Genomic DNA, 13,317 nt, shown 5'->3' with positions numbered 1-13,317 from the left:
ATGAGTCTGGATAGCCCAATTATCATTGTCGCAACCCGTAATGCAGGAAAAGTACGTGAATTCGCTCATGCATTCGCTCCGCTGGGCAAAGAGGTCAAAAGCATGTTCGACTATCCGGAGCTGCCGGATGTCGTTGAGGATGGCGTAACCTTTGCGGAGAATGCCTGGAAGAAAGCCAAAACAGTGGGCGATGCTCTGGGTCTGCCTGTTCTGGCTGACGATTCGGGATTGTGTGTGGATCTGTTGGACGGTGACCCGGGAGTGTACTCTGCGAGATATGCAGGCGAGGGTGCTACCGATGCGAAGAACAATGCCAAACTGCTTGAGGCGCTGGAATCACTCAAATCCGGTGAGGATACGGAGCAACCGCTTCTGAGTCCAGCAAGTTTCGTCTGTGCACTGGTGCTGTATGACCCGGCAACCGGAGACAAGTATGAATCAGAGGGCACGGTGGAAGGCTGGATCACAGCTGAGGCTGCCGGTGGTGGCGGTTTTGGATATGACCCACTCTTCTACGTGCCTGAATACGAGATGACAATGGCCGAGCTTACGCTGGAGCAAAAGCAGGCAATCAGTCACCGGGGGCATGCCCTGAGAGCGCTCGTATCCAGTCTGAAAGGCTGAGATTCAAACTTCGCTCATGCGAATATGAATGTTATAAGGTGAATTATGGCCTTGCTTAAATATCAAAGCGTTAATGGAAGGTAAGCGTCATTCCTGTGGAATGGCCCACCAACCATTAGCGTTTTTTTATTTTTGCATGACTAAGCAATCTTAATGAAGCCAGTACGTGAGACCTATAATAAAACCCGTTTCTATAGGGGGAAATACAGGAACATACGTTCTTGTACCTATAAAGAAAATACAGGGATTTCACGTTTGAGCAGCACATTAGGACTGGGGTTGGAAGAAGTTGCAAGTCTTGTACCGTATGGGTTAACATTCAAGTTAACGAATCATCAATGAACTCAAACGGAGGGGATTTGCTTATGCAAGAAGTGAAGCTTACGGTGTCTTATGATGATTATGAGGACGGTATTCGCATGGAAACACTGATCAGGGAATTGGCTGCCAAACCGGAGGCGGGTTCGCTGGAGAGCCTGATTATTGGAGACTGGGGACAGGCCTATGAAAATTCGCCGGAAGAATTTATGGGCACACTCATCGAGCTGGCTCCAAGCTTTCCATCTTTGAAGAAACTGTTCATCGGAGATATGGGCTTTGAAGAATGCGAGGTTTCATGGATTATTCAGACGGATCTCACACCCCTATTGGTTGCTTTCCCTGAATTGAAGTCATTCACTGTGAAGGGCAGCAGCGGACTAAGTCTGGAACCCATCGAACATGCCAAGCTTGAAGAATTAATCATTATTTGCGGTGGCCTTCCCAAAAGTGTGTTAGCTTCAGTTGCCCGGGCAAAGTTGCCTGAATTGCGTAAGCTTGAGCTGTATCTGGGCGTGGATGATTATGGATTCGACGGCTCACTGCAAGATGTACTCCCACTTTTGGAACAGGGCTTATTTCCAAAGCTCGTATACCTGGGTCTGAAAGACAGTGAAATTCAGGATGAGATTGCGAAAGCTGCAGCTGAGGCACCCATTTTGGATCAACTTGAAATCCTGGATCTGTCAGAGGGCACGCTGTCTGATGAAGGGGCGCAGGCGCTGCTTGCCAGCGACAAGATCAAAAAACTTAAACATCTCAATCTCAGTTACCACTACATGACAGACGACATGCTCATTCGCTGGAAACGTTCCGGTATATCTGTAGATGTTAGCGAGCAGCAACAGAGTGATGAAGATGACTGGCGTTATCCGTCGTTAACGGAATAAATGATATCAGGCATGACGGAAATGGAAGGAAATTTGCAAAGCCCAGTTAAGGATTTGGATATGACGATGGAGCAGCCGTTATTGTTAATTGGAAACCCGAATAATCGCCGTACCCTTGGACTACAGGAGGCAAGACAGCGCCTTGGTTTACAGCCTGCACTTGTGCTGCCCTATATCCGTTTGCTACAGACCTGGAGAAGGGGTGGAACTATTGCGGATGCCGTACAGCAATGTCTGGAAGGGCGAGTGGCTACACACACGCACGGAGCGTCGTGGATATCTTTACCAGCGTCGATCTCATATGCCAATCATGATCCAGTTGACGGAGTGAATAGTATACCTCTTATTCGACTGGATGCCCCTGGTGAGGAATGGGAAGTAGAGTGTGAGCTGCTCTTTCTTGGAGCTGTGAATGATGTATCTCCGTTAATCGATGGCCCTTCTGCGGGAATGATTCCGGCAGCGCAGACACTCACTCTTGAACAGGAGTGGGGGCGGATCTACGCGCCCAACCAATGGTTTCGTGGCTGGAAGGCTTGTTTGGAACGAATTCGCTATGAAGCCTTGGAGTATTGGCCCAATGCCCGGTTTACGAATGATCCCAATGATATTGCGATCATGTTTGATAAAAGGAGATGCCAGCAGCAACTAACTGCCCATGGCGTTCACGTTCCCCCAACGCTCCAATCTTCGGAGCCGATCCGCAATTATGCGGATCTACGTACAGCGATGAAAACAGCCGGTATGAATCGGGTTTTCGTGAAACTTGCGTGTGGCTCCGGGGCTTCAGGCGTTGTTGCCTATCAAATTAATCCGCGAACGGGTGCTGAAATCGCTATAACCACTGTGGGAATGGAGCGGATTCAGGGAAATCTCATTTTTTATAATGAAGGTCGGATGCGCAGGTACACACGTACTTCGGAAATTTCGGTGCTCATGGATTGGTTGTGCGCTGAAGGTGCCCAGATTGAACGTTGGATGGCAAAAGCATCCCTTGGTTCAAGCGTATTTGATATTCGCCAGCTTGTGGCAGGTGGACAAGCAGGTCATGCCATCGTACGGGTTAGTCAGACACCGATCACCAATCTGCATTTGCGCAATGAGCGGTTGCTGCCCGCAGAAGCGGGGCTGGATGAACAGCAGATGGATGGGGTTCAGACGTCAGCGAAAGCAGCAATGGCTGCCTTTCCCAACTCATGGTCTGCCGGGATTGATGTGATGCTCAGTGGTGGAACTGAACCGCGTGCTTATATTCTGGATGTGAATCCGTTCGGAGATTTGTTGTACAGAGTACAGCATAACGGACTTGGAACCTATGAATGGCAAATGGAACTTTTGCGAAAGGAGCCCTTACAACCATGACTGATATGAACACCATCGTAGGCTCCCATGATCTATTAATGATTACGCTGGACACGTTAAGGTATGACGTGGCCAAGCTGGAGGAACAGAATTGCCCCAACCTGTGCGGTACGGGTCCTTGGGAGAAGCGTCATACTCCGGGAAGTTTTACCTATGCGGCACATCATGCTTTTTTTGGTGGCTTCATGCCTACACCTGCCAATACGGACAAAGCCTCCCACGTACGACTTTTTCATTCCCGGAATACCGGATTAAAGACACATCCGCATACCTGGCTGTTCGACACTCCGGATATCGTATCCGGGTTAGCAGCGGAAGGATACCGTACGATTTGTATTGGCGGGGTCATTTTCTTCACCAAGAAAAATCCACTCGCCAAAGTGCTGCCGGGTTATTTTCAGCAAAGCTACTGGCGGATGAATTTTGGCGTAACCAACCCCAAATCGACCGAGCATCAGGTTCAGCATGCCTTGAAGCTGCTGGAGCAAATCACACCGGATGAAAAGCTGTTTTTGTTCCTGAATGTGTCTGCCATCCATGGGCCCAATCGCTATTTTGTGGAGGGTGCAAGAGAAGACTCCGTAGAAACACAGCGAGCAGCCCTTCGGTATGTGGATCAGGCTCTTGGGCCATTGTTTGATGCAATGAGGCAGCGTTCACGGCCTACGTTTTGTTTAGCTTTTTCCGATCATGGCACGGCGTATGGTGAGGATGGTTATCAGGGGCACAGGCTGGCGCATGATGTTGTCTGGAATGTGCCTTACCGTGAATTTATTTTATAGAACAATTGATTCATATCATCAACAACTACAAACCGGATACAGGGAGGAAACCGATGGACGATCAATCTCAACATACGACAGTAGGTCATTCCGCAGAGTCCGGACCCAATACAACTACTGGTCTCAGAGAAGTGCTTACTTCCCCCTATCGCTCTTATTTATATTCGTATCCCCACAAGACCGCATATCGGGAGTTGAACCCACCTTTACCACTCGGTCCATTGTGGGAACGTGAGGATACAGAAACGTATTTTTTATACATGCACATTCCGTTTTGTGCCGCTCGTTGCGGATTCTGTAACCTGTTTACGTTGCCGGATCGTCGTGATGACACCCATGTGCGTTATGTGGATGCGCTGGAACGGCAAGCCAAGCAGTGGGCACCGCTCACATCACGCAGACCCTATTCGAGGTTTGCCATCGGTGGTGGGACCCCCACATTATTAAATGAAATTCAGTTGAACCGCTTGTTCGATATCGCGGAACAGGTGATGGGGCTCGATCCGACGCAAGCTTCGATCTCGGTAGAAACGTCACCGGATACTGTGACAGAAGCCAAATTGGCCATCATGAAAGAGCGGAGCGTGGACCGGGTAAGCATGGGCATCCAAAGTTTTATCGAAGCCGAAGCCTCAGCCATCTACCGTCCGCAGAAACCACAGGAAGTGGAACGAGCGCTTGAGAAGCTTACACAGTATGAATTCCCTTTGTTGAATCTGGATCTGATCTATGGTCTGCCGGGACAAACGGTGGAATCATGGCTGTATTCGCTGGAACGTGTCCTTTCATATGAACCGGGTGAGATATTCATTTACCCACTCTACACCCGCGAGAATACCATTGTGAAACCGGATGATATTCAGCGTCAGGGACCGGATATTCGGATGGAGCTGTATAAGGCTGCGCGTGAAACTTTGAAAAGCCGGGGTTATGTCCAGTATTCCATGCGCAGATTTGCCAAAGAACAATCTTCTTCGGGAAGCAAAGAGCTTCTACCCTACAGCTGTCAGGAAGAAGGCATGGTTGGTCTGGGATGCGGTGCACGCTCTTATACCAGTGAAGTACACTATGCTTCCAAGTATGGTGTTAGTTATAAGGCTACACAAAGCATCATCGCCGATTATGTGGCAACCGAGCGTTATGATGTGGCCGATTACGGCATTATACTCAGCCGGGAGGAGCAGAAGCGCCGCTTTATTCTGAAAGCTCTGCTGCATCGGGAAGGCTTGGCGCTATCGGATTATGATGAGCGATTCGGAACGGGAGTCCTGTCAGACTACGGTTGGTTGAGTGAACTGTTGTCTGAGGGCATGGCTGAGCTGAAGCAGGACGATAAAGGAAACCAGGTGCTGCGTCTGACAGAAGAGGGATTGGGCTACTCGGATGCTATTGGAGATTGGCTCATCTCCGCTGAGGTTCGTGAACAAATGGAAGGGTTTGTGTTCTCATGAGAGCAACCTTGTATTATCGGGGGAAGCTGTCGTCCTGTAATTACGACTGTCCATATTGTCCGTTTAGCAAAACGGTAGATTCCAAGGAGACGTTGGAAGTGGATGAACTGCAACTGCGTCAATTTGTGAATTGGGTGAGGGATCAGGAGAGTGCTGGACATCAATTTTCGATTTTCTTTAACCCGTATGGAGAAGCTCTGGTACGACGCTGGTATCGTGAAGCGATGATTGAGCTATCTCATATGCCACATGTGGACAAAATTGCAGTTCAAACCAACCTGTCTGTCAAACTGGACTGGGCCCGTGAATTAAATCGGGATAAAGCGGCATTCTGGGCGACCTATCACCCGCGCGAGACGAAGGAGTCTTCCTTCGTCAAACAATGTTTGACTTTACGAGAGATGGGGCTTGCTTTCAGTGTGGGGACGGTTGGATTGCGCAGTGCATTTCCTGCTATTGAATCGATGAGGCAGGCTTTACCTGATGACGTGTATATGTGGATCAATGCATTTAAAGATCGACCCCAATATTACAGTATGGAAGAGGTCGAATTTTTACGATCCGTTGATCCGCTGTTTGAAGGGAACCTGCGGGATTATGAGAGTCTGGGCAAGCGTTGTTCCGCTGGTTCGGAGGTATTTTATGTTCAAGGGTCAGGGCATGTAAAAAGGTGTTACAAGGATCGTCGAATTATTGGGCATCTCTACCGAGATGGTTTGCAGGCTTTGGCCGCAGATCGGCCTTGTGGCATGAAGAAGTGCGGCTGTTATATCGGTTATATTCATATGGAGGATTCTCCGTTCAGGGATATCTTTGGCCGTGGATTGCTTGAACGTAATCCGGCACTGATCAATCAATAGATGTCGGTCATCCAACTGACAGACTTTACACCAGAAAATGTGCTGGTGTAAGGTCTTTTTTTTTATTTAAAAATAGGAGATTCATGCTACTGGCATATAGGTTAATAGGCTTAGGAGAAATTGTCGTTTGGGGGCATTGGGAATCATAATTTCGGGAGAAAAAACGACAAAAGTCCTAGTTTAATTTTAGAAGAATGGAGGGCACGGGAGTAAAACTACATAATTGCAAAACATCTGAACATATGGGGGAATTCACATGAAGAGAGTATCCATTAGTCGCAAATTACTGTTAGGTTTTGTAGCTGTATTGATTTTATTGGTGGCAGTTGTCGTCATCTCGTATACTCAATTTATCTCCGTAGAGAAAACATATACAGATCTCATCAAGGAACGTACGTATAAACTGCTTACGATTAAAAACATGATTATTGATGTGAAATCTCAGCAGGTTGCATTGCGAAACTATGTGACCGAAGCCAGTGATGCTAATGAGCAGCTGTTTCAATCGTCTTATGAAGATTACCGTAAAATAAGTGAAGAATTAAGATCAGGTCTTAAAACACAAACCATGATTGACCTTCTGGACCGTTCCGACCAGCGTGTGAAAGATTACTTAGCCTTTGGGCAGAATGTTATTGCATTAAAGAAACAGGATCGAAATAGTGAAATTACAACGTTGCTGCTCAACACAGGACCTGCAATCGTATCTGAATTTGAAGAAACCATGGCATCGATGGAGCAGGTTCAGCAAGATTTATTGGACACAGGGGTCGTGAATGCCAATCAGCTGATTCAAAAGGTAATCCGATCAATTGTAATCATCGGTATTGTTTCGATCATTGTGGGAGCTGCCATTGCTTTACTTATGGGTAGATTGATCTCTAAACCGGTGGCTTCTGTTGCCAGAGCAGCAAGACAAATAGCTGAAGGTGATTTGACTGGCGAGGCGATCATTGTACGAAATAAGGATGAAATTGGCGAGTTGGCCCAATCCTTTAATACGATGTCGGTTCATTTACGCGAGTTGATTCATCAGGTGGGTAATAATGCGGATCGGGTAGCCGCCTCATCTGAAGAGCTAACGGCTAGTACGGAACAGACTGTGGCGGCGACAGAACAAGTGGCCATTACAATGGAAGAGATTGCTACCGGTATGGATACACAAGTGAGCATGGTTAGCGATGGGTTCCATACGATTAATGAACTATCCACAGGTTTTCAGCAAATTACAGAGAATACGCAAACGATGTCTGATGAAGCTACGAACGCATCGGCTAAAACCTTAGCTGGCAATGACTCGGTGCAATCGGCTGTGGAACAAATGAATTCCATCCATCAGACCGTACAGGGTCTTGCAACGGTTATTGAAGAGCTGGGTAACCACTCACAATCTATTGGTTCGATGGTGGAAACCATTTCCGAAATATCGGCGCAAACGAATCTGCTTTCGCTTAACGCAGCCATTGAAGCGGCAAGGGCTGGAGAACATGGACGCGGGTTTGAGGTGGTTGCTACCGAGGTGCGGAAGCTCTCGGAGCAATCGGCAAGGTCAGCAGAACAAATAGGCACATTGGTAGCCTCTATTCATAAAGGCATGAGTGATGCCGCCCAATCCATGGGAGAAGTGACTGCCGAGGTTCAGGCAGGGATCAGCCTTGTGCATAGAGCAGGAGACAGTTTTGAAGAAATTCGTGCAGCTGTCAGCAAGGTAGCAGGACAGACCCAGGAAGTATCCGCTTCTATTGAGCAGATGGCGGCCGGGGTGGAACAGATCAACGTATCCATGAAAACAATCATGGATGTTACACAGAATGCAGCAGCAGGCACAGAAGAGGTCAGCGCGACGTCTGAGGAGCAATTGTCTGCTATGCAGGAGATATCTTCTGCTGCCAATGAACTTTCGTCCATGGCGGAAGAATTACAGCAGTCTCTGGGTCATTTTAAAGTGGGATGATGTGTAGACATAATTAAATCGAGTATGACAAAGGGGGTGCCTGATGAACAGCTGATATGCTGCTCACCGGCACCCCTTTTAAGAAAGAAAAGATAGCTTTGTTTATCGAATGGCCACTTTGTACGTACGCAACCACGAGTTAATCTGTGTCAGATAAGCAAATAGCTGTGGACCCGACATTAACTGTCCAAACCAGGGCAGGTTCGATGAAGCATCCGGGGAGGAGGCCAATTTGCGAATTTGAGCTTTGTCGATTAATGGCAAGATCGGTGAACTTGCGTCATCCAGAATATCAAGCACCTGCTGTTTAACGGAAGCGAGATACTGCGGGTTATGTGTTTTCGGATACGGACTCTTTTTCCGGTACAACACATCGTCAGGCAGCACACCTTCCAGCGCTTTACGCAGAATGCCTTTTTCCCGTCCGCCTGTCATTTTCATGTCCCAAGGCACGTTAAACACATATTGAATCAAACGGTGATCACAGTAAGGTACCCGAACCTCAAGCCCAGCTCCCATACTCATCCGATCTTTCCGATCCAGTAGTGTAGGCATGAACCGGGTGATGTTCAGATAGGACATAACTCTCATCTGGGCAGCCTTACCGGTCTCCCCATCGAGTAAAGGCACTTCTGCTACAGCATCCGAGTAACGATCTGCGAGATAGTCGAGTGGCCTGATCCATTCCCGAATGTCCGGGGATAACAATCCTGCTCGCATATCAGGTGCTACAGACCATGGGAATGTACCGGAGTTCAGCATCTCTTCCCGATGGAACCAGGGATAACCGCCAAATACTTCATCTGCTGCTTCGCCTGAGATGGCAACGGTGGCTCCTTTTTTGATTTCTTTACAGAACAGATAAAGAGAGGAATCCACGTCCGCCATACCCGGTAAATCCCTTACGACCATCGCCTGAGTCAACGCATGAACCAGTTCTCCGTTTTCAATCTCAATCCAGTGATGATCTGTCTTCAGTTCATCCACCATTCGCTGAATCCAGGGTCCATCTGCACCGGGCTGGAAGGAATGCGCCTGAAAATGCTTTGCATTATCCACATAGTCGACAGAATATGTGCTGACCTGGCCTTGACCTGTACGGTTGTAATAATCCACAGCTAATGCAGATAGAGCACTTGAATCCAATCCCCCCGACAAAAGGGAGCAGACCGGAACGTCCGAAGCCAATTGGCGTTCTAATGTATCCTGCAACAGTCTGCGTACTTCGGCAGCTGTCTCTTCCAAATTATGTTCGTGATTCTGACTTTCCAGCTTCCAGTAAGCATAGGTTTTAATGCCGTTTCGGTTGTAGATAAGCGCATGCGCAGGTTTGAGCTCATTAAGGGAGGAGTATACGCCGTGTCCAGGTGTCCGGGCAGGACCGACAATAAATACTTCTGCCAAACCTTCAGGTCCTACAGCAGCCTCAACATCCGGATGGATGAGCAGTGCTTTGGGTTCTGAGCCAAATACGAGTGCATCCTTTGCATGACTGTAGAAGAGGGGTTTGACGCCCAGCCGATCACGGGCGATAAAAACCTGTTCGCGTCCGCCATCCCATATAGCAAAAGCAAAAATGCCGTTAAACCGGTCAACGCAGGCCGGTCCCCACTCAATATAAGAGGCGAGCAGCACTTCCGTATCACATTGTGTGCGGAAATGGTGTCCGCGTTGGAGCAATTCCTTTTTCAACTCGGGTGCATTGTATAGTTCTCCGTTATACACGACGGTATAGGAGGTGTCTCCCTGTAACGCATGCATGGGCTGTGCCCCATTCTCCGGGTCCATAACGCTGAGACGCCGATGTCCGAACGCACAAGGATTGGAGATCCATGTACCTGAAGCGTCGGGCCCCCGGTTCGACAAGCTGTCCGTCATCTGGACCAGCAGCTCTGATTCCTGGGTCAAATCCCGATTCCACTGTATGAAGCCGGTTATACCGCACATGGTTTGTTCATCCTTTCTTAGTCGAGTCATTCATCCGTATGGCTGCTTGAGTTGCTAACAGCCAGCAAATGTTGTCTTTTTCGTCAGAAGTCGTAACAAATATATGCCGAAAGCAGGCATAAAATGTCTGTCCTCTTCGGAAACTATATCTAGGGACAACGGCCTCAACATGCCTGTGAAGGAGAGAACTTGCAAATGGACAGTATGACCTATTATGTATCTGTCATGGGGCGCTCTGTTATACCTGACCCGCACGTAACGTCGTATGAATGGGTGATCCAGGCAACGCCTCAGGAGGCGGAACAATTACTGGGATTGCTTAATCTGATGCAGGAAAAAGAGGAAGAGGCCTTTCCAGGAATGGTATTCCCTTGGCCGGATACGCCGGAGGAGTCTGTAAACCGCGCATATGAAGCTGTATTACAGCAGGTGTATCGGGAAATTTATCGCTTGGGAACACCAGAGACCCGATACCAGATCGAACAAAGTATATGAAATGGACAAAGGAGTGCGATAAAAAATGTATGCCATTCAGGATGCCAAAATACGCAGATTAACCGAAGTGGATGGATTGTCTTGTGCAGAAGTTGAGGTACAGCCAGGAAATACAGGTGATCCGTCTTTGCTTGTATACGTTGCGGCTACCCAGCCTGGGAATTCGCTTGAAGTCGTTCGAATTGTACGCAATCATTCAGATGCAGTTCTGGATTGGTACAATAACAATATGCACACAGCGTTTGAAGATGCTACGGAAACGGCGTTTGAGAACAGTGAAGGCATTACAGCCGGAGAAGATAAAGCCCGGTTTCAGAGTGAGTTACTTGCTTTTGGATTACTGGGGCCGACGCTTCAACGCTATTTGGTGGGTCAAGGTTAAGCTAGGCGTTCCAACAAATGCCGATAGCGGCAAAGGATAAGCGGAATTACCCGGAGCCATACTATATGCAAGTTCCGGGGAGGTGATAGCAATGGCTTCCAAGTTCAAGAAAAACAAAGGGAACCTTTATGCACATCATACCGAGTTTGCCGAGGAAGTGCTCGCCATTAACAGCAAGCGTCCTGCCCAGAAAAATCCGTGGCTTAAGGGAAACAAGTAACCGGAATGCAGAAACCCGCCCTTCTTTCGAAAGGCGGGTTTTTGAATGTTTCATTGAACGTGATTGTGAAGCTTGTGCTCAGGCATATTCACGCAGTACTTGAATACCTTTGACAATATTGTACACAAAACTTAATGCATAAATGACAAAGAACAAAATTACAAATCCGACAGCGGAACCCAGACTGTGTGCGGTAACGAAGAAATACAGCAGCGGGATTGCCGCAAGAAACGGGAATATATGCGAGAATAAGGCTCGTTTCGCATGTCCCTCAATATAGTTGTCCTTGGCCACAATCCAAATAATGATGGGGAACAGGAACGGGGCAAAGAAAATACTAAAATAGGATAATGCTGATAAAAGTTGTCTCATATCGGTTTCTCTCCTTTATTTGGTTCAGTAGAATATATGTATCCAAATGATTACCCAGCAGGTCTCATCCTGAATATATCTGCCCATGTTCTAAACGCCCTGAGCTTAATATTCTCAATATTGCCTGCTTAAAGCATTCATATTCTGTAGCTGTCCTGAGTATGAAAATAATACGTTCAAGTCATGAGGAACGATGCAATTATTAATTTTTTTATAAAACTATTGAAAAATATAGAAATGAGAGTATAATAGGAATCGCGCGGTATTTTTATTATACATATTTGTCTCAGTAGCTCAGCAGGATAGAGCAACGGCCTTCTAAGCCGTCGGTCGGGGGTTCGAATCCCTCCTGGGACGTTAGAAAAAGCTTCCTTATGGGAAGCTTTTTTGCGTACAGGGGAAGAGAACCTCAAAGGTTCGTCGGAGCATAGGCTTCGGTAGGAATACTTCGCAGTCTCGACGGCAAGGAGAGTGGAATTTCCTCCAGGCATCAAAAAAAGCTCCCCGAGGGGCAGTAGAGGGAGGCCTTTGAGTTAAATGATTTGTGTTTATGGAAAAGAGACGAGCGTTTATAGGTATAAACTATCAAGTGAATAGAATTTATATATTTAATTAATAAACCATCTTATGACACAATGAAGATATCAATCATGAAAGCGATGGTGGTATCCATGCAATCGATTAATCAATGGCAAGCGGATGAGTATGACAACAAACTGGCTTTTGTATCGGGTTACGGTAAAAGTTTAATCTCATGGCTTCAACCTCAAAAAGGGGAATACATCCTTGACTTGGGCTGCGGGACGGGGGATTTGACGTACGAAATTTCTATATCACAGGCTGAGGTAGTTGGCATGGATGCATCACCGGACATGATTCGTCGTGCAAGAGAGAAGTTTCCCGATATTTTGTTCATGGAGGGGGACGGCCATCAGTTTGCGACGAACAAGCTTTATGATGCCGTCTTTTCCAATGCAGCTCTGCACTGGATGCGAAGTCCACGACTTGTAGTGGATAGTATATGGAAGTCTTTGAAGCCTGGGGGACGTTTTGTGGCGGAGTTCGGTGGCAAAGGAAATGTGCAGATCATTGTAAATGCATTAGAAGAAGTGTTTGAACGACACACTGGCATTCCTGGATCGGAACGCAACCCTTGGTATTTCCCGACGATCGGACAATATAGCAACATTTTGGAACAATGTGGATTTTTGGTGCGGCAGGCCTACCACTATGACCGTCCTACCAGACTGACGGATGGTGAACAGGGTATAGAGGGCTGGTTGGCCCATTTCGGAGGGGACTATTTTGATGGTTTGAGTCAGGAGCAAATTCAGGAAATCTGTCGTGAAACTAGCCAAATCGTTGTGCCGAAACTTTGGGAAGAAGATGCAATCTATGCCGATTATAAGCGTCTTCGAATTGAAGCAGTGAAGCCGGGAAGTTAAATAATCAAGAGATGTATCTTTGTTAAATGAATCAATAGCATATTTTTCATGAAATCCATTGATCACATATAGGCTGGGGATCTCTTTCGAAATGAAGAGGTTCTTGGTCTTTTTTCCTATGTTGTATTTAGAAATTGAATTATTCAATCGACAAATAAATACAATTTCACACGGTTCTCTTACTCAAGAACCATATAAGTAATTTTTATATCATA

At 47.2% G+C, this 13,317-nt stretch carries 13 protein-coding genes and 1 tRNA gene; 12 read left to right on the top strand and 2 right to left on the bottom strand.

What is annotated here, in order from left to right; all coding sequences use genetic code 11:
• The 7 genes from BMY78_RS27060 (at position 1) to BMY78_RS27030 (ending at position 8,241) form a co-directional block, all read left to right on the top strand.
• A complete protein-coding gene (locus BMY78_RS27060; RefSeq protein ID WP_090904405.1) occupies positions 1-624 on the top strand; it encodes an XTP/dITP diphosphatase in 624 nt (207 codons plus the stop codon).
• Positions 625-989: 365 nt separating this feature from the next.
• Entirely contained in the window at positions 990-1,832 is an 843-nt protein-coding gene (locus BMY78_RS27055) for an STM4015 family protein (protein ID WP_090904404.1), read from the top strand.
• Between the two features lie 12 nt (positions 1,833-1,844).
• On the top strand, positions 1,845-3,194 hold the full coding sequence (locus BMY78_RS27050; RefSeq protein WP_256222458.1) for an STM4014 family protein: 1,350 nt from the start codon (positions 1,845-1,847) through the stop codon (positions 3,192-3,194).
• Positions 3,191-3,976 carry an STM4013/SEN3800 family hydrolase gene (locus BMY78_RS27045; protein WP_090904403.1) on the top strand — a complete coding sequence of 262 codons (786 nt, stop codon included), beginning with the start codon at positions 3,191-3,193 and terminating at the stop codon, positions 3,974-3,976. The genes BMY78_RS27050 and BMY78_RS27045 overlap by 4 nt, the downstream gene beginning before the upstream one ends.
• Positions 3,977-4,029: 53 nt before the next feature.
• Complete coding sequence (locus tag BMY78_RS27040; RefSeq protein ID WP_090904402.1) at positions 4,030-5,427, top strand: STM4012 family radical SAM protein; 1,398 nt, start codon at positions 4,030-4,032, stop codon at positions 5,425-5,427.
• On the top strand, positions 5,424-6,287 hold the full coding sequence (locus BMY78_RS27035; protein WP_090904401.1) for an STM4011 family radical SAM protein: 864 nt from the start codon (positions 5,424-5,426) through the stop codon (positions 6,285-6,287). Before BMY78_RS27040 ends, BMY78_RS27035 begins: the two co-directional genes overlap by 4 nt.
• 256 nt (positions 6,288-6,543) lie before the next feature.
• Positions 6,544-8,241, top strand: a complete 1,698-nt coding sequence (locus BMY78_RS27030) for a methyl-accepting chemotaxis protein (protein WP_090904400.1) — start codon at positions 6,544-6,546, stop codon at positions 8,239-8,241.
• 102 nt (positions 8,242-8,343) lie between these two features.
• Here BMY78_RS27030 and asnB read toward each other — a convergent pair whose 3' ends face one another.
• Positions 8,344-10,188, bottom strand: coding sequence for an asparagine synthase (glutamine-hydrolyzing) (gene asnB, locus BMY78_RS27025; RefSeq protein WP_090904399.1), 1,845 nt, complete (start codon positions 10,186-10,188; stop codon positions 8,344-8,346).
• A gap of 195 nt (positions 10,189-10,383) precedes the next feature.
• On the opposite strand from asnB, the gene BMY78_RS27020 reads away from it, so the two are divergent.
• The 3 genes from BMY78_RS27020 (at position 10,384) to BMY78_RS33555 (ending at position 11,285) form a co-directional block, all read left to right on the top strand.
• Positions 10,384-10,683: a hypothetical protein gene (locus BMY78_RS27020; RefSeq protein WP_090904398.1), complete on the top strand. Its 300-nt coding sequence runs from the start codon at positions 10,384-10,386 to the stop codon at positions 10,681-10,683.
• A 25-nt stretch (positions 10,684-10,708) separates the two neighbouring features.
• On the top strand, positions 10,709-11,065 hold the full coding sequence (locus BMY78_RS27015) for a hypothetical protein (protein WP_064635807.1): 357 nt from the start codon (positions 10,709-10,711) through the stop codon (positions 11,063-11,065).
• A 91-nt stretch (positions 11,066-11,156) separates the two neighbouring features.
• Entirely contained in the window at positions 11,157-11,285 is a 129-nt protein-coding gene (locus tag BMY78_RS33555; protein ID WP_256222456.1) for a hypothetical protein, read from the top strand.
• Positions 11,286-11,363: 78 nt separating this feature from the next.
• Here the strand turns inward: BMY78_RS33555 and BMY78_RS27010 are convergent, their stop codons facing one another.
• Positions 11,364-11,657 carry a magnetosome magnetite crystal formation protein family gene (locus BMY78_RS27010; protein ID WP_053783120.1) on the bottom strand — a complete coding sequence of 98 codons (294 nt, stop codon included), beginning with the start codon at positions 11,655-11,657 and terminating at the stop codon, positions 11,364-11,366.
• A gap of 283 nt (positions 11,658-11,940) precedes the next feature.
• Between BMY78_RS27010 and BMY78_RS27005 the strand changes: the two genes are divergently transcribed.
• Together BMY78_RS27005 and BMY78_RS27000 are read left to right on the top strand one after the other, a co-directional pair.
• Positions 11,941-12,014 (top strand) — tRNA-Arg (locus BMY78_RS27005).
• 293 nt (positions 12,015-12,307) lie between these two features.
• Positions 12,308-13,102 carry a methyltransferase domain-containing protein gene (locus BMY78_RS27000; protein ID WP_256222454.1) on the top strand — a complete coding sequence of 265 codons (795 nt, stop codon included), beginning with the start codon at positions 12,308-12,310 and terminating at the stop codon, positions 13,100-13,102.
• Positions 13,103-13,317: the final 215 nt, after the last annotated feature.

This window comes from Paenibacillus sp. OK076 (genome assembly GCF_900110055.1).
GTDB lineage: Bacteria > Bacillota > Bacilli > Paenibacillales > Paenibacillaceae > Paenibacillus.
The sequence above is the reverse complement of the archived record's forward strand: the minus strand, read 5'-3'. Positions and strand labels throughout refer to the sequence as shown.